We start from the raw sequence: 15,425 nt of genomic DNA, 5'->3' as shown, positions 1-15,425 counted from the left end.
CCCGGATCACGGCATGCGGGTCGATCAGCGCTTGTAGCATCACGCCCAGGGGGCCGATTCCGAAGTCAGCGAACTTCCACAGGGATGGGACGTTGAACACACAGCCCGAATGCTCTGCTGAGGTTCTGGTGCGTGATGTCGTACGGAGGGTCGTGGCCGACTGCGCGCCGGAGGAAGCGGTCGTGGTCGAGGGGCTGCTGCGCTACAGCGATGCCGAGGTGCTGGCCCGGCTGCGGCGGCGCAGGCACGGGCGTGACCCGCTCGGCTTCGGACTCGCCGACGTCGTTCCGCTGGTGGCTCCGCTGCTGTGGCTGGCGCTGGAAAGCGCCCGCCAGAAGCTGACCGACGCAGCCGTGGAGAAGGCGGCGCGCGGCTCGGCGTCACTGTGGCGGCGCATTCGGCGCCGGAAGGCGAAGCCCGAAGTCATCCCTCCCCTTACGCGCGAGCAGCAGGCGATGGTCAGGCGGACGGTCCTCGACGCGGCCGCCGAGGCGGGGCTGTCGCCGAGCCGGGCCAAGCGGATCGCCGACGGCGTCGTCGCCGCCCTGGCGCTGGCCGAGCCGGGCGAGTCCCATGGTGAAGCCGATGTGAGGGAGACGCGGTGACCACCGTCGAGCCTGGCCGGGCCAGGCTCGACGAACGGATGCTCGGCGCCGGCACGAACTCCCGCTTCGCTCTGCTGCTGCTCCTGCTCGTGGCCGCCAGCGGTTACCTGCTGGTGCCGGTATTGTCCGCCCTCCGCCCTGGCGACTACCTGGGGTGTGAGCTGGCGGCCGGCATCGACTTCGACGCCGCTCATGCGGTGGCGGCGGCGACGCGCATGGTCGGGCAGGCGCTGGCGTTTCTGCCATGCGTGGCCCGGTATGCACCGCCTCCACCGATGTGGCAGATCCTGGCCGGGCCGGCGGTGGTCGTCGCCGCCGCAGCCGCAGTCACCGTCCTGCTGCCGCTGTCGAAGCAGCGTCGCGGCCGCTGCGTTCGCCTGAACCTCGTTCCCGGCGGCTCTGAGATCGCCGCGCGCGTCGAGGAACTGGCCGCGGGCCGCGTCGCGCAGGTGCCGGAACTGTTCATGGCGCCGGCCGCGGCTACCAGGAGCGCCGCGGTATTCGGTACCAACGGCCGCCCCCGGCTGCTTCTGAACGGCGGACTGGTCGCCTGCCGCACCACCGACCCGCGGACGTTCGACGCCGTTGTCCTGCACGAGCTCGGCCATGTCGCCAACCGGGATCTCACGATCACGCACGCCACCGTCGCCCTGTGGCGGACGTTCATCGCGCTGGTCATCACCCCGTTCCTGCTGTGGTGGTCGGGGCTTGGGGTGTTCGGCATCGCGGCCGGCGCCGGCCCGGCGCTCACCGCGGTGAGCATGCGCTATCTGGCCGTTCCCGTGGTCATCGCCATAGTGATGCGCTTCGCCCGTGCGGACGTGCTGCGCAGCAGGGAGCTGTATGCCGACCTGACGGCCAGCCGGTGGGGCGCGCCGCTGGAGCACGTGTGGGCCGCGATGCCCACGCCGGCCGGGCACCCGCGCCTGCACCGGTTGGCGAGCCTCCTGCTGGACCAGGTGCGCACCCACCCGAGGTGGGAGATCCGCCGTGACACCCTCGACGATCCGGCGCCGCTCTTCGCGGTGAGTCCACTGTTGATGTTTCTGACCGGCGCCAGCGCCACGCTGATGAACTTCCACCTGATGGGGCATATCGCGCCTCACGTCGCCATCCTGAGCGACTGGCTCGGGCAGGGCCTCGCCGCCGTTCCGGCTGCCGTGGTCGCAGCGGTCGCCACAGCAGTGCTGTGGCGGGCGGTGGTCCGCGCCGCCGTGCTGGGCTGCCCGGCTCCCGCGGGTGTGCGGGCCGGGCTGTGGCTGGGCCTGGGGCTGATCGCCGGATCGCTGATCAGCGGCCAGACCACCTGGAGCCTGTGGCTGCCCGGCAGATGGTGGGTGCTGGTGCTGGTCGTGGCCTTCGCGGTCGCCTTGACGTGCTGGACCTCTCAGTGCGCTCGCCTCGCCGCCGCGTCCTGGCCGGGCCGGTCGCTGCGATGGCCGCTGGCGCTCTGTCTGATCGCGGGTTGGCTGATCCTCTCGGCATGGTTCGCCTGGTGGAACTACTACGGGGCGACGTACGCCACCGGATTCTGGTTCGACCCTGAGGGCCTGCGGTCGATAATCGTGCACTGGTTTCCCGGTGTGGGCACCGCCCACCCGGACACGACCGCCGTCATGGCCCAGACGATCGTCGTGCTGCGATACGCGGCGTATCAGCCGGTGGCCCCGGCCGCCGCCGTCGCGGCCTGGGTCACGCCTTTCGCTCTGTGGGCCGCGCGCACCACCGGACGCGGCCCCGGCTGGCTCCGCTCACGGGACGCCGCCGGCGGCGACCGCGCGGCGGCGGACACCACTGCTCCCGTCGTATGGCAGGCGCCCACGCTGCGGCAGGCCACCGCGCCCGCGCTGATGGGAGCGGTCGTCGCCACCGTCGGTGTCGCCGGAGTCCAGGCATGGCTGCACACCCTGCACGCCGGACCGGGACAACGCGGCGGCATGTACGCCTTCAGCTACGCGATCTGGTCACTGTGGGCGATCGCCGCCGGCACACTCGTCGCCGCCCTGGCCGCGGCGGCCTCGGCCCGGTTCCGGCTCCCGGCCGCGCTCATCGCCACGGGAATCGGCGCGCTGCTCGGCCTGGGCGCCGCGACCGCGCTGATCTCCGTCGACGGATGCATCCAACCACTGAGCGTCCTCAACGACAGCTGCGCCTGGCGTCCCGCCTGGCGGCAACTGCAGGGCGGTGGCACGTTCGACCTCGTCGCGCGCAGCACGCTGCTCGTAGCCCCGGTCACCGCGGTGGCGGCCACGGCAGCGGCTGCCCTGTTCCGCCTTGCCCGGCGGTCGATCCGCGCGAAGGGCGGCACACCGGCGCCTCAGCAGGTCGCGACCACCTCGCACGGCAGCACCGGAAGACGGTACGCCGGCGCGATGCTGTCAGCGGTCGGCATACCGTGCGCAGCTCTTGCGACCGCGGCCGCGCTGATAGCAGGCGACGCCGAGACGCAGCTCGCGAGCAAGGCGCAGCTGGTGACAGTCGCCGCGCAGACCACCTTCCAGCAGACGGCGGGGCTGCCGGTCCTGCCGGTATCGCAGGACATGCGCCGGCGGCAGGTCCACGCCTGGTATCGGCTCGGCGGCCGATACCTCCTCGTCAACGCCGCCCGCAACGGCAGTTGGATGGCGACCCAGCTACGCTCGGCGGTGCGCGACCACCAGTTGGAGATCACCGCCGATCTCATGGCCAAGGTGCGACCAGCGTGCCAGAACATGATGAACGTGGCCGCCTGGGAACCCGTCTACTTCCAGGTCCCCGACCCGGGCGCGCAGGCATCCTGGCACCAGTTCGGACTGGACGCCCGGAGCGCGGGTCCGAAGTGCACACAGGCCGCCGACCACACGGACGTCGACGCGTTCCGCAGGTCCATGCTCGGACTCCTGGCCGCGGCAGAGAAGGCCACCGACGTCTCCAAACGGATCGAGGCGATCATCGACGACCCATCCGACCCCGTCTACAAGGGCGAGCCGGCGGAGCCGCCTCAGCCCCGTCTCTGAGGCGCAGGTCGACACTCCGCAGGACCGCCACGGGTCTGCCGCCGCCGAAGAGGCTTTCGATCAGCATCAGGACGCCAGTCCGGGTCACCTCGAGGTCAGGCCGGAGCGGCCCCTTTGCCGAGCCGCTCTCGTGCCGCTCTCGTGCCGCTCTCGTGCCGGACCGAGCCGGGTGGGGTCAGTCCTTGTTCGACTGCCGCCAGTCCCGCACGGCGTCGCGAATCTTGTCGAACACGGCCATCGGCGGGCCGACCAGCAGGTTCGCGGTCGCGGACTCGCCGGCACCCGGGTGGGGCCTCGTCGGCGAGATCGCCTCGGCGGCCCGGACCGCGCCGGCCATGCGGCGCAACCGCTCCGGGGACGTCTCCTGACGCAGCCGGGGGAACTCCTCCCGCTCCTCGTGCGTGGCGTGGTCGGCAACCGCCTTCTCCAGAGCGGCCAGCCGGGAGTCGAACTCGGGGTGGTCGACGCCGAGGCCGTACAGGTCGGACAGGGCGTGCTTCGCCTCGTCCTCCTCGTGCAGCCGGGCCTCGACGACCTCGTCTCCCGCCTTCGACCGCGCCGACGGGTGCACGACCTGCTCCTCCGCGCTCTCGTGCACCGCCAGCAGCCGTACGAGGTCGTTGAACAGCTCGCGCTTGCGCTCGCCCCGCGCGGCGGCGACCTCAGCGAACATGGTCTTGATCTGGTTGTGCTGCGCCAGCAGCAGGTCGATGACGTCCTTTTCTGTAGCAGTGGTCACTGTCGTCACCTTTCGACTCGGAGACTCGGACCCGCCTGCCCGGCATCGGCTGCCCTACACCTTGACGTCTTCCTTGAGCCGAAGGGCGCCGTGATGCGTCATAGAGAGCATGAGGATTTCGCGTATCGCGTTGCTGCCGTTGGCGGCCCTGCCCGTGCTGGCCGTCACCGCTCCCGCCGAGGCGGCCACGGCGCACAGGAAGCTCGTCGTGGAGTTGCGGGAGGAGGGCGGCTTCGCCGGGCTGCGCAACCGGGTGGCCGTCTACACGGACGGCTGCGCGGTGCTGAGCCGCCGCACCGGGCCCACCGTCCGCAAATGCCTGACCACAGCCGAGTGGCGCGCCCTGCGCGGCTCACTGAAGCATCTGCGGCTCGGGCGCTCCGAGTCCCGGCCGCCGGGGGCCGACTTCATCGCCTACCGGTTGGCCTACAAGGGGCACCGGGCCACCCGGTACGCCCTGCCCCCGACCTGGCAACCGGTCGTGAGCAGGCTGGAGAAGGTCCTGGTCAAATACTGGTCGCCCAACTGACCGTCCGGCTCAGCTTCGCAGGTAGGAGGCGCCGTTCAGATCGACGATCGTGCCGCTGGCCCACTCGGCGTCAGGTGACGCCAGATACAGGACGGCGGCCGCGATCTCCTCGGGCCTGGCCACTCTCCCGAACGGGCTCTGCGCGCGGATCTCGTCGCCCCGCGGCGCCTTGAGATGCTCGTTGGTCATGTCGGTCTCGACGAAGCCGGGCGCCACGGTCGCCACGGCGATGCCGAGGGGCGCCAGGGCGATGGCGAGCGACTGGCCCAGCGCGTTGAGTCCCGCCTTGCTCGCGCCGTAGGCGGGACTTTCCGGTTCCCCGCGGAACGCGCCGCGCGACGAGACGTTCACGATCCTGCCGCCCGGAGCCATGTGCCGTACGGCGTTCCAGATGACGTTGGCCGGTCCGACGAGATTGACGGCCAGCGTCTCGCGCCACACCGCCTGCCACTCCTCGTAGGAGGTCTCCGCGATCGGGTGGTGCACGAAGACCCCCGCGTTGTTGACCAGGACGTCGATGCCGCCGAGTGCGGCAGCCGCCTCCTCGACCACGCGCCGCGCGTCGGCGGGGTCGGCGACGTCGGCCTGGACGACGGCGTGGCCCTCTCCCGGCAGCTCGGCACGGACCCGTTCGGCCAGCTCGGGGGAGCCGCGGTGATGGATCGCCACGCGGTCGCCGGCGGCGGCGAAGGCCACCGCGATCGCCCGTCCGATTCCGCGCGACGCGCCGGTGACGAGGACTGCTCGCTTACTCACAGGGGGAGACTAGCGTCCCTTCTGTCCCGATCATCGAGGCGAGTGCCGTTCCGCGGACGTCGGGCAGCCGCTGGTTCCCCTTGGAGGAGAGAGCCGCGTTGTTTGCCGGGTCATGGAACAGGACGGGTGATCGAGCGCACGGCTTGGCGATGCGGCGGTTCGAAGGAAAGCGATGGGTGTTTCTCGGCAAAGACAGCGTCATATGTACCTGTTGTGTGAATTTTGCCGACTTATCGTGGTGCTTTGCCCCTGCAGCTCCGCGTCGACCGGGAGGGAGGGCTGTGAGATCCGGACGACTGAGACTGCGTCCCCACTCCATCCGCACTCGATACACCCTCACCGTGGGGGTCCTGTCCCTGATCGTCCTCACAGTGATCGGTATCAGCCTGGACCTCGGCGCGCGCGGCCGGGTCGAAGATCGCGCGTTCGGTGAGACGCAGCGCGTCGGCATCGCCTGGGTCTCGTCGATGCGGCCCGGCGGGATACCCCAGCCCTACCCGGTCGATCATGTCGAGTTCCTCCAGCTCGTCGACTCCAAGGGGCGGGTGGAGGCGGCCACCCGCGCCGCGGCGAACAGGCCGCCTCTGAGTGACATCCGGCCTTCGATCCGCGATCGCGTCCGGTATCTCACCGAGTGCCCGTCCGAGGGGCACTGCCTTCTGGTCACGGCCATGCGGATCCTGCCGCAGGCGGCGGACGTGCTGTGGGCGGGGGAGCCGCACTTCCTGTACGCCGCGACCGTGCAGCCGTGGATCCTGGCAGGGCACAGGCTGGAGTTCGGCATCCTCGCCGCGGTCTTACTGGTCTCCGCCGTCGCCGCCTGGACCACCTGGCTGGTGGTGGGCCGGACGTTGCGGCCCGTGACGGCCATCCGCGAGAGAGTGCGCGAGGCGACCCGCAGCGACCTGCGGCTGAGGGTCCCCGAATCGCCCGGCGACGACGAGATCGCCCAGCTCGCCCGCACCTCCAACCAGTACCTGGAACGGCTGGAGGAAGCGGTCACCTATCAGCGCCGCTTCGCCTCCCTGGCCAGCCACGAGCTCAGGTCCCCGGTCGCCGCTCTGCGCATCCAGCTCGACGAGGCGCTCACCTACCCCGACGACGTGGACCCCCGTGAGACCATCCGCACCGCGATGCGCACGACGGAGCGGTTCCAGGCGATCATCGACGAGCTGCTGGCCTACACCCGGCTCACGAACGCCGCCACGTCGCGCCCCCAGCCGCTCGACCTCACCGCGCTGGTGCGTGACGAGGTCGCCGCCCGGTCGCACGGCACACCGGTGACGCTGCACAGCACGGGCGATCCGCTGCTCGTCGAGGGTGTGCGGCTGCACCTGATCGGCGTCGTGAACAACCTCCTGACCAACGCGCAGCGGCATGCCCACTCCCGCGTCGAGGTCACGGTGGAACGGGCGGGGGATCATGCCGTGCTGGCCGTTCAGGACGACGGCGACGGCATCGCCCCGCAGGACCGCGAGCGGGTCTTCGAACCCTTCGTCCGCCTCGCGGACGGGCGGCGCCGCGACCCCGGCGGCAGTGGGCTGGGTCTCGCCATCTGCCGCGAGACCGCCAAAACCCACAACGGATCCCTCACGATCGAGGACGCCCCGCGCGGGACCCGATTCGTGCTCCGCGTCCCCATGCTGCCGCGGACCCCGGACGCGAGGACGGGCGTGGCCGCCACTCAGGATGGCCCCAGGACTCACGTCCCCACATGATCGAGGGTGCGTACGGTGACCTTCAGCCGGGAGGCGAGCTCGGCCACGCTCGTGCCGTACGTCTCGACCACGGTGACGCCCTCGGGGCCGATGTGGAAGACGGCCAGGTCGGTGTAGAGGCGGTTCACGCAGGCGAGCCCGGTGAGCGGATAGGTGCACCGGGGCACGAGCTTGGGCGTGCCGTCCTTGGCGAACAGCGTCATCATGACGAACACCTGCTTGGCGCCGGTGGCCAGATCCATGGCGCCGCCGACGGCGGGGATGGCGTCGGGGGCGCCGGTGTGCCAGTTGGCCAGGTCGCCGCGTTCGGAGACCTGGAAGGCGCCGAGCACGCACACGTCGAGGTGGCCGCCGCGCATCATCGCGAAGGAGTCGGCGTGGTGGAAGTAGGAGGCGCCAGGCAGTTCGGTGACGGGGATCTTGCCGGCGTTGAGGAGGTCGGGGTCGATCTCGTCGCCGTGGGCGGCGGGCCCCATGCCGAGCATGCCGTTCTCGGTGTGCAGGACGACGCCGGAGTCCGCCGGGAGATGGTCGGCGACCGTCGTCGGCTGGCCGATGCCGAGGTTCACGAAGGAGCCGGGCGGGATGTCCCGGGCGACGAGGGCGGCGAGTTCGTCGCGGCCGAGCGGGCCACGGTCGAGGTGTTCGAGGGTCTTCACTGGGTGGCCTCCGTCGCGCTCAGGTCGAGGATCCGGTCGACGTAGATGGAGGGGGTGACCACGGCCTCGGGGTCCAGCCCGCCGGTCTCGACCACGTGGTGCACCTGCGCGATCGTCAGCGTCGCGGCGGTCGCCATGACGGGCCCGAAGTTGCGCGCGGTCTTGCGGTAGACGAGGTTGCCCATCCGGTCGCCGACGTGGGCGCTGATGAGGGCGACGTCCCCCTTGATCGGGTATTCCAGCACGTGGTCGCGGCCGTCGATGGTGCGGGTCTCCTTGCCCTCGGCCAGCGGCGTGCCGACCCCGGTCGGGCAGTAGAAGGCGCCGATCCCGGCCCCGGCCGCGCGCATGCGCTCGGCGAGGGTGCCCTGCGGGACGACCTCCAGCTCGATCTTCCCGGCGAGGTAGAGGCCGTCGAAGACCCACGAGTCGCTCTGGCGTGGGAACGAGCAGATCATCTTGCGCACCCGCCCGGCGGCCAGCAGCGCCGCCAGGCCGGTGTCGCCGTTGCCCGCGTTGTTGCTGACCACCGTCAGGTCCGTGGCGCCCTGCCGGATCAGCGCGTCGATGAGCCGTACGGGCATGCCGGCCATGCCGAAGCCGCCGATCAGCACGGTGGAGCCGTCCGCGATGCCCGCGACCGCCTCGTGGGGGTCGGTGAACACGGCGGTCATGACGCGCTCACGTTCTCGAGCACGACGGCCAGGCCCTGGCCGACGCCGATGCAGATGGCGGCCAGGCCCCACCGCTCGCGCCGTTCGCGCAGCACGTGGGCGAGCGTGCCGAGCACGCGGCCGCCGGAGGCGCCCAGGGGGTGGCCGACGGCGATGGCGCCGCCCCTGGTGTTGACGATCCCCGGATCGACCTTCCAGGCGTCCAGGCACACCAGCGACTGGACGGCGAACGCCTCGTTCAGCTCGACGGCGCCGACGTCGTCCCATCCGATGCCGGCGCGGCGCAGCGCCTGGTTGGCGGCCTCGACCGGCGCGTACCCGAACATCTGGGGTTCGAGCGCGCAGGCCCCGCGACCGGCGACGCGGGCGATCGGGTCGGCGCCGACTCGGTCCGCGGCGGCCTCCGAGCCGAGCACGACCGCGGAGGCGCCGTCGTTCAGCGGGGAGGCGTTGCCGGCCGTGATGGTGCCGCCGGGGCGGAAGGCCGGCTTCAATCCGGCGAGGATCTCCGGCGTCGAGCTCGGCCTGATGCCCTCGTCCCGGGCGAGGTCGACACCGTCGACCGGGACGACCAGGTCGTCGTAGAAGCCGTCGTTCCAGGCCGCGTCGGCCAGCACGTGGGACCGCGCGGCGAAGGCGTCCTGCCGTTCGCGCGAGACGCCGAACCTCTCGCCGAGTTGCTCGTTGGCCTCGCCGAGGGACACCGTCCACTCCTTCGGCATCCGCGAGTTCACCAGCCGCCAGCCGAGCGTGGTGGAGACCGCGGTCACATCGCCGGCGGGGAAGGCCCGGGAGGGTTTGGGCAGCACCCACGGGGCCCGCGTCATCGACTCCACGCCACCGGTGACGACGACGTCGGCGTCACCACTCTCGACGGTCCGCGAGCCGATCATGGCGGCGTCCAGGCTCGACCCGCACAGCCGGTTCACCGTCGTGGCCGGCACGGTCACCGGCAGCCCGGCCAGCAGCACGGCCATCCGGCCCACGTGGCGGTTGTCCTCACCCGCGCCGTTGGCGTTGCCCCACACGACGTCGCCGATCTCCGCCGGATCCAGCCGCGGGAGCTTTGCCAGCACGCCGCGTAACGCGGTGGCCGCGAGGTCGTCCGGCCGGACATCCGCGAGCGCGCCGTTGAACCTGCCGAACGGCGTACGCGCCGCGGCGTAGACGAAGGCCGAGCCCATGACGTTCCCTTCTTGTTCGCGATGCGAACGTAGGTTCATGTTGCGAACACCACGAGCATAGTCCATGGGGTCGACGCGCCGCCGGTGCGCCGACGGGCGCGGACCCGCGCCGGCGGCGGCGTGATCAGCGCGCCAGCGCGTCCGAGACGGCGCGGGCGAAGCCGTCGACGTTGTCGATCATGATGTTGTGGCCGCAGTCGGGGATGGGCACGGCCCGTACACCGTCGCCGACGAGTTCGGCCTCTCCGGGCAACGGGCCCCCGGCGGCCGGATACAGCACCGTCCGGGGGATCCGGAGGCCCAGCAGGGTCTGACGCATGGTGGGCCGCGTGTCGTTCAGCATGTCCACGGCCGAACGGTAGAGCGCCCGCCTGCCGGCCAGCCGCATCGTCGCCGTCCAGTGCGGCCCGGCCAGCTCCGAAACCGGCTCCCACCCCTCGGCGACGAACTCCTCCTCGCCGTAGCCGGCCATCTTCCATGAAGCCGACGCCGGATCGTACGTGTGGCGGTCGAGGTGACTGTCGACCAGGACGAGCCGCTCCACCAGGTGCGGGTGCCGGGCCGCGAGGAGGATGGCGACCCCTCCGCCCATGCTGTGCGCGACGACGTCGGCCGGGACGGCCTTCGCCTGGGTCAGCGCCTCCGCCAGCAGATCGGCGTGCTCTTCGAGGGTGTAGGCGGCGTCGTCCGGCCGGTCGCTGATGCCGAACCCGAGAAGGTCCACCAGCAGGCTGCGGAACCCGGCGAGCGCCGGATGGGCGGCGGCTTCGGCGTAGTAGGGCGCGGAGGAGGAGCCCAGCCCGTGTACGTACACCCGTGGCGGTTCGGCACCCGGCAGCTCCACCCAGCGGATGGTCGTGCCGTCCGGACGCACCCGTGCCGCGCGCATGGCAACTCCTTACCTAGACATCGAGGTATATCGACAGGATGGTAGCAGTCGGGTTTGGTATGTTTCCGCGACGGCAGCGTTCGTAAGACGGCAGGCGCGACAAGAGGACGGACATGCTGGAGCTCGCCATCCTCGGCTTCCTCTACGAGGAGGAACTCCACGGCTACGAGTTGCGCACCCGCGTGGCCGCCCTGACCGGCCACGTGCGCCCGATCGCCGACGGCACCCTGTATCCCGCCATCAAGCGGCTGGAACGAGCCGGCCTGCTCATCCGGGAGACCCGGCCGGGGTCCGCCGCGGCTCCGCGGCACGTGCTCATCCTGACGCCGGGCGGCCGGGCCGAACTCCTGCGCCGCCTGCGGGAACCCGGCGAGCTCTTCATCACCGACGAGAACCGCTGGTTCACGGTGCTGGCGTTTCTCCGCCATCTCGGCGATCCCGCCCAACAGGCGGCGGTTCTTCGGCGCAGGCTCACGTTCCTGACGCAGCCGGCCAGTTTCTTCTGGGAGGGCGGGCGGCCGCTGCGTGCCGCGGACTTCGACGACCCGTTCCGCCAGGGCCTGCTCACCATCGCCACCGCCACCAGCCGTGAGGAGATCCGCTGGCTGCGGGCGACGATCGACCATCTCCTGAAGGACCAGGACCAGGGCTAGGACCCGCGCCGCCGAGTTGGAGCGCGGTGCTCTGCAGGCCGTCCGCGCTGCCGGCGTAAGGCGGACCCGCCGCTCCAAGGCCCGCGCGAGGCGGGGGTGCGGGGCTGCAACGATCCTCAAGCGGATCACAAGGGCGACGCGTCAAGCTGGCGCGGTCGATGTGATGACGACCCTTGAAAGACCCATCGTGAGGACAGCAAACGTGACCAGGAAGTTCGCCGCGCGCGTGGCCGTCGCCCTGACCGCGCTGATCGCGCAGCCGTCGGCCGCCCGGCCCGCCGACGCCGCGACGACCTACAGCAGCCCGTGTCAGGGGATCCGCAACTGCATGGGAGAGATGCAGAGTGGCGAGGGATGGATGATCGAGACCCCTCAGAAGAACTGGAAGCGGGTGATCTACCAGTTCAAGCACCTGAAGAAGAGCGAGAAGCGGGTGTGCGCCCACGAATACCCGCGCCTCACCATGTGGATCAACGATCCGAACAGCTCACGCCACAAGACGGTCGTCATCGAGGCGTCCGGCAAGCTTCCCCGCCGTGCCTGCTTCTACTAGGGAAACGACGACGGCCGGCCTAATCTGGGGCGATGTCGGTTGGCGGTACGGCGGCATATGCCGATCTCGCGGGATTGCCTCCACTGGTCGAGCGTGCGCTCCAGGTGGCCCGGCAGGCGGGCTTCGCTCCTTCCTGCCGGCCTGAGCAAGGACGGCTGCTGTACGCCATGGCGGCCGGGGCCGAGCTGATCGGGGAGACCGGAACCGGGTGCGGTGTGGGCCTGGCATGGCTGGTCTCGGGCGCCCGGCCCGGGGCCCGGCTGGTCAGTGTCGAACGGGACGCACGTCGAGCGTCCCTGGCCGCCCAGGTCTTCCTCGACCATCCGCAGGTCTCGGTGATCTGTGGCGACTGGCGGGAGATCTATCGGGACGGGCCGTATGACCTGCTCGTGCTCGATGGTGGCGGCCAGGGCAAGAGCGGCGAGCAGCCGGCTGATCCGCACCGGCTGCTCAGGCCGGGAGGCACGCTGGTCATCGACGACCTGACCCCGGCCCGGCACTGGCCGCCGCGGTTCGACGGCGCCGTCGACCAGGCGCGGATGCACTGGCTCGACCACCCAGACCTGGACGCGGCCGAACTCCGGCTCGCGCCGGATCTGGCCGCGCTCGTGGCCACTCGTCGTTTCGCCGAGACGTCCGGCCCGGCGGATCACTGAACCGGGTCGTGCAGCGCGACCCCTTGCCCCCGGCTCAGGGCTTCGTGGCGGTGACGGGCTCGGCGGGGACGTCGTGGCCGGCCGTACGGCCCGCCGGGCGTGCGGGGAGCGCCATGGTCACGGCGGCGGCGACGAGGGCGGCGGCGCAGCCGATCAGCATCCCGGCGCGGAAGCCGCCCTCCGACGGCAGGACGTGCCCGCCCAGCCGGATGGTCATCTGCGACAGGACGACGCCGACCACCGCGGCCGAGACCGTGGTGCCGATGGAGCGCATCAGCGTGTTGAAGCTGTTGGCGGCGGCGGTCTCGGATCGGGGGACCGCGCCCATGATCAGGGCGGGCATCGCCCCGTAGGCCAGGCCGACGCCGATGTTGCAGACGCAGGTGACGACCAGCAGGCCCCAGGTGGAGCCCAGCAGGGCCGTCGAGGAGCCGTACCCGAGCGCCATGACCAGGCTGCCGGCGATCAGGGTGACCTTGGGGCCGCGGGCGGCCGACAGGCGGGCGCCCAGCGGCGAGACGGCCATCATCATCAGGCCGGAAGGGGCCATCCACAGGCCGGCCGCCAGCATCGACTGGCCCAGGCCGTAGCCGGTGGCCGTGGGGAGCTGCAGGATCTGCATCACGATCAGCGCCTGGGCGTACATCGAGAAACCGACCACGATCGAGGCCAGGTTGGTCAGCAGCACCTGCCGCCGCGCAGTGACGCGCAGGTCGACCAGCGGGTCCTTGACGCGCAGCTCCCACCAGCCCCACAGCAGCAGTACGACCAGTGCGGCGGCGAGCAGGCCGAGCGTGGTGCCGCTCGCCCAGCCCCAGTCGGCGCCCTTGGAGACGCCTATCAGCAGGCACACCAGCCCGGCGCCCAGGCCGAGCACGCCGGCGACGTCGATCCGGCCGGAAGCCCGGGTGGGGGTGGCCGGGACCAGCAGCCAGATCAGCACCGCGACCAGCACGCTCAGCACCGCCGAGCCCCAGAACAGCACCCGCCAGCTCGCGTACTCGGCGACCGCCGCCGCGATCGGCAGGCCGAGCGCGCCGCCGATCCCCATGGACGAGCTCAGCAGCGCGATGGAGGGGCCGAGCCGCTCGGGCGGCAGCAGGTCGCGCAGGGCGCTGATGCCCAGCGGGATCATGCCCATGCCCATGCCCTGCAGGCCCCTTCCGATGATCATCGGCGTCAGGGAGCCCGCCATCGCGCAGACGGCGCAGCCCGCGATCAACGGCACCGAGCAGACCAGCATCATGCGGCGCTTGCCGTACAGGTCGCCGAGCCGGCCGGTGACCGGAGTGGTGACCGCTCCCGCGAGCAGTGTCACGGTGATCACCCATGAGGCGTTCGACGCGGTGGTGTGCAGCAGGTTCGGCAGCTCGCCGATCAGCGGCACCACCAGGGTCTGCATGAGCGACGCGACGATGCCGGCCACCGCCATCACGCTGACGATGCCGCCGGGGCGAGCGGCGGACGTGGAGCCTCCCACGTGGGTCTCCCTCAAATCGATGGTCAAAACGATGTGCACCCTACACATCACGTGTTACACGCACAATTCGTGTAGGGTGCACATACCTGTACGAGAAGGAACCGGCATGGACAAGCCCACGCATCTCATCGAGTTCGAGACCATGCTGCTCGGGCGGCACCGGCACCTCGACCGCAGCGCCTACCTGCTCCTCAGTCGCATCCGCATGACGGGCCCGATGTCCATCGGACAGCTCAGCGAGGCCCTCGGGCTGGACGTGTCCACCCTCAACCGGCACACCTCGGCCCTGCTGCGCGCCGGGCTGGTCGAACGCATCCCCGACCCCGACGGCGGCATCGCCCGCAAGTTCCGCCTGACCGAGGAGGGCGAGCGGCGGCTCGACGAGGAGCGGGAGAAGAACATCCTCGGCCTGGAGAAGGTGCTGGCCGACTGGACGGCCGAGGACGTCGCGGCCTTCGCCGCCTCCCTGAGACGCTTCAACACCGACATCGAACGTCTTGCCGGACGGCCCTGGCCTCGTCCCTGAGCAGCGGAGGCGGCGGTCTCACTCGCCGGGGAAGCCGGTCAATTCCTCGACCGCCGTGTCCAATGACCTGTCGACGCCGTCGTCGACCAGCTTCCGGTACACCGGGTCACCCGCTGCCGCGTGACGCCGGATGCCGTCGGCGGAGGCGCTGACCCGTTGGCGGACGATCTCGATGACCCGCCCGGCCGGGCCGTCCCAGCCGTAGGCGCCGAGGAACAGCCGCAGCCTCCGGGGCCGGTCGGCGAACGCGGTGAACCCCTCCGCCGCCACGACATGGCGGGCGTGGAGCGGCACCCAGGAGAAGGCGGTGAAGGCGAGGTCCCACTCCGGTGTGACCGGACCGGCGAAGTCCCAGTCGAAGAACCCGGTGAGGCGCCCGCCGGCCCACGCCGCGTTGTACGGGGCCGCGTCGTTGTGGCCGACGATTAGGCCGGGCCGCCACGTCCCTCCCTCGCGCCAGACCGCGTCCGGCGGAGGGACGAAACCCGCCACCGCGGAGTGGAAGTCGCGCAGCCAACCGGCCACCTGACGGAGCGCGTCGTCACCGTGCACCCACGCGGGCCACGGCCGCGCGGTCCCGACCACCTCTCCCGGAAGGTACGAGAGGACCTCCCGGCCCTGGTCGTCGAACCCCAGGGCGCGCGGGGCCCCGTCGAACCCGGCGTCCTCCAGATGCCGGAGCAGTGCGTGCACGCCAGGCGTCCACGGCCCGGGGACACGGCGGACCGTGTCGCCGACCCGGACCGCTCCATTCGTGTTCCCGCCTGGAAGTCGTCGCTCCTCGATCACGCGTCCAATGATGGCCTGC

General features: G+C 71.3%; 16 protein-coding genes. 8 read left to right on the top strand and 8 right to left on the bottom strand.

Going from position 1 to position 15,425, the window contains the following annotated elements:
• The first annotated feature begins 128 nt into the window (after positions 1–128).
• The gene (locus ACQEVJ_RS24990; RefSeq protein ID WP_433104943.1) at positions 129–605 is read left to right on the top strand and encodes a hypothetical protein; all 477 of its coding nucleotides are present in this window, start codon (positions 129–131) and stop codon (positions 603–605) included.
• Positions 602–3,601 (top strand): M48 family metalloprotease, encoded by a 3,000-nt coding sequence (locus tag ACQEVJ_RS24985; RefSeq protein WP_433104941.1) that lies wholly within the window; start codon positions 602–604, stop codon positions 3,599–3,601. Before ACQEVJ_RS24990 ends, ACQEVJ_RS24985 begins: the two co-directional genes overlap by 4 nt.
• A gap of 175 nt (positions 3,602–3,776) precedes the next feature.
• On the opposite strand, the gene ACQEVJ_RS24980 is transcribed toward ACQEVJ_RS24985, so the two are convergent.
• Entirely contained in the window at positions 3,777–4,340 is a 564-nt protein-coding gene (locus tag ACQEVJ_RS24980) for a hemerythrin domain-containing protein (protein ID WP_433104939.1), read from the bottom strand.
• Positions 4,341–4,449: 109 nt separating this feature from the next.
• Here ACQEVJ_RS24980 and ACQEVJ_RS24975 point away from each other — a divergent pair, with 109 nt between their 5' ends.
• The gene (locus tag ACQEVJ_RS24975) at positions 4,450–4,869 is read left to right on the top strand and encodes a hypothetical protein (RefSeq protein WP_433104937.1); all 420 of its coding nucleotides are present in this window, start codon (positions 4,450–4,452) and stop codon (positions 4,867–4,869) included.
• A 9-nt stretch (positions 4,870–4,878) separates the two neighbouring features.
• On the opposite strand, the gene ACQEVJ_RS24970 is transcribed toward ACQEVJ_RS24975, so the two are convergent.
• Positions 4,879–5,625 carry an SDR family NAD(P)-dependent oxidoreductase gene (locus ACQEVJ_RS24970; protein WP_433104935.1) on the bottom strand — a complete coding sequence of 249 codons (747 nt, stop codon included), beginning with the start codon at positions 5,623–5,625 and terminating at the stop codon, positions 4,879–4,881.
• A gap of 341 nt (positions 5,626–5,966) precedes the next feature.
• Here ACQEVJ_RS24970 and ACQEVJ_RS24965 point away from each other — a divergent pair, with 341 nt between their 5' ends.
• On the top strand, positions 5,967–7,343 hold the full coding sequence (locus tag ACQEVJ_RS24965) for a sensor histidine kinase (RefSeq protein WP_433104933.1): 1,377 nt from the start codon (positions 5,967–5,969) through the stop codon (positions 7,341–7,343).
• On the opposite strand, the gene ACQEVJ_RS24960 is transcribed toward ACQEVJ_RS24965, so the two are convergent.
• The 4 genes from ACQEVJ_RS24960 to ACQEVJ_RS24945 all read right to left on the bottom strand — a co-directional run bounded on the left by ACQEVJ_RS24960 (position 7,328) and on the right by ACQEVJ_RS24945 (position 10,749).
• Positions 7,328–8,002, bottom strand: a complete 675-nt coding sequence (locus ACQEVJ_RS24960) for a 3-oxoacid CoA-transferase subunit B (RefSeq protein WP_433104931.1) — start codon at positions 8,000–8,002, stop codon at positions 7,328–7,330. The genes ACQEVJ_RS24965 and ACQEVJ_RS24960 overlap by 16 nt on opposite strands.
• Entirely contained in the window at positions 7,999–8,676 is a 678-nt protein-coding gene (locus ACQEVJ_RS24955; protein ID WP_433104929.1) for a 3-oxoacid CoA-transferase subunit A, read from the bottom strand. Before ACQEVJ_RS24955 ends, ACQEVJ_RS24960 begins: the two co-directional genes overlap by 4 nt.
• Complete coding sequence (locus ACQEVJ_RS24950) at positions 8,673–9,860, bottom strand: thiolase family protein (RefSeq protein WP_433112949.1); 1,188 nt, start codon at positions 9,858–9,860, stop codon at positions 8,673–8,675. Before ACQEVJ_RS24950 ends, ACQEVJ_RS24955 begins: the two co-directional genes overlap by 4 nt.
• Before the next feature lie 124 nt (positions 9,861–9,984).
• On the bottom strand, positions 9,985–10,749 hold the full coding sequence (locus ACQEVJ_RS24945; RefSeq protein WP_433104927.1) for an alpha/beta fold hydrolase: 765 nt from the start codon (positions 10,747–10,749) through the stop codon (positions 9,985–9,987).
• A 113-nt stretch (positions 10,750–10,862) separates the two neighbouring features.
• On the opposite strand from ACQEVJ_RS24945, the gene ACQEVJ_RS24940 reads away from it, so the two are divergent.
• The 3 genes from ACQEVJ_RS24940 to ACQEVJ_RS24930 all read left to right on the top strand — a co-directional run bounded on the left by ACQEVJ_RS24940 (position 10,863) and on the right by ACQEVJ_RS24930 (position 12,611).
• Entirely contained in the window at positions 10,863–11,402 is a 540-nt protein-coding gene (locus ACQEVJ_RS24940) for a PadR family transcriptional regulator (protein WP_433104925.1), read from the top strand.
• Between the two features lie 202 nt (positions 11,403–11,604).
• Positions 11,605–11,955 (top strand): hypothetical protein, encoded by a 351-nt coding sequence (locus ACQEVJ_RS24935; protein ID WP_433104923.1) that lies wholly within the window; start codon positions 11,605–11,607, stop codon positions 11,953–11,955.
• Positions 11,956–11,987: 32 nt separating this feature from the next.
• On the top strand, positions 11,988–12,611 hold the full coding sequence (locus tag ACQEVJ_RS24930) for an O-methyltransferase (protein ID WP_433104921.1): 624 nt from the start codon (positions 11,988–11,990) through the stop codon (positions 12,609–12,611).
• Positions 12,612–12,645: 34 nt separating this feature from the next.
• On the opposite strand, the gene ACQEVJ_RS24925 is transcribed toward ACQEVJ_RS24930, so the two are convergent.
• A complete protein-coding gene (locus tag ACQEVJ_RS24925; protein ID WP_433104919.1) occupies positions 12,646–14,091 on the bottom strand; it encodes an MFS transporter in 1,446 nt (481 codons plus the stop codon).
• Positions 14,092–14,197: 106 nt separating this feature from the next.
• On the opposite strand from ACQEVJ_RS24925, the gene ACQEVJ_RS24920 reads away from it, so the two are divergent.
• A complete protein-coding gene (locus ACQEVJ_RS24920) occupies positions 14,198–14,617 on the top strand; it encodes a MarR family winged helix-turn-helix transcriptional regulator (protein WP_433104917.1) in 420 nt (139 codons plus the stop codon).
• Between the two features lie 18 nt (positions 14,618–14,635).
• On the opposite strand, the gene ACQEVJ_RS24915 is transcribed toward ACQEVJ_RS24920, so the two are convergent.
• Positions 14,636–15,310: a phosphotransferase gene (locus tag ACQEVJ_RS24915; protein ID WP_433104915.1), complete on the bottom strand. Its 675-nt coding sequence runs from the start codon at positions 15,308–15,310 to the stop codon at positions 14,636–14,638.
• Positions 15,311–15,425: the final 115 nt, after the last annotated feature.

The organism is Microbispora sp. CA-102843, assembly GCF_050936215.1.
In the GTDB taxonomy this organism is placed as follows: domain Bacteria; phylum Actinomycetota; class Actinomycetes; order Streptosporangiales; family Streptosporangiaceae; genus Microbispora.
This window is presented reverse-complemented; position numbering and strand designations above follow the sequence as displayed.

Bases quoted from the DNA above. Each gene is read 5' to 3' on its own strand.
- ACQEVJ_RS24975 (WP_433104937.1), top strand. From the start codon at position 4,450: ATGAGGATTTCGCGTATCGCGTTGCTGCCGTTGGCGGCCCTGCCCGTG.
- ACQEVJ_RS24955 (WP_433104929.1), bottom strand. From the start codon at position 8,676: ATGACCGCCGTGTTCACCGACCCCCACGAGGCGGTCGCGGGCATCGCG.
- ACQEVJ_RS24950 (WP_433112949.1), bottom strand. From the start codon at position 9,860: ATGGGCTCGGCCTTCGTCTACGCCGCGGCGCGTACGCCGTTCGGCAGG.
- ACQEVJ_RS24945 (WP_433104927.1), bottom strand. From the start codon at position 10,749: ATGCGCGCGGCACGGGTGCGTCCGGACGGCACGACCATCCGCTGGGTG.
- ACQEVJ_RS24940 (WP_433104925.1), top strand. From the start codon at position 10,863: ATGCTGGAGCTCGCCATCCTCGGCTTCCTCTACGAGGAGGAACTCCAC.
- ACQEVJ_RS24930 (WP_433104921.1), top strand. From the start codon at position 11,988: ATGTCGGTTGGCGGTACGGCGGCATATGCCGATCTCGCGGGATTGCCT.
- ACQEVJ_RS24920 (WP_433104917.1), top strand. From the start codon at position 14,198: ATGGACAAGCCCACGCATCTCATCGAGTTCGAGACCATGCTGCTCGGG.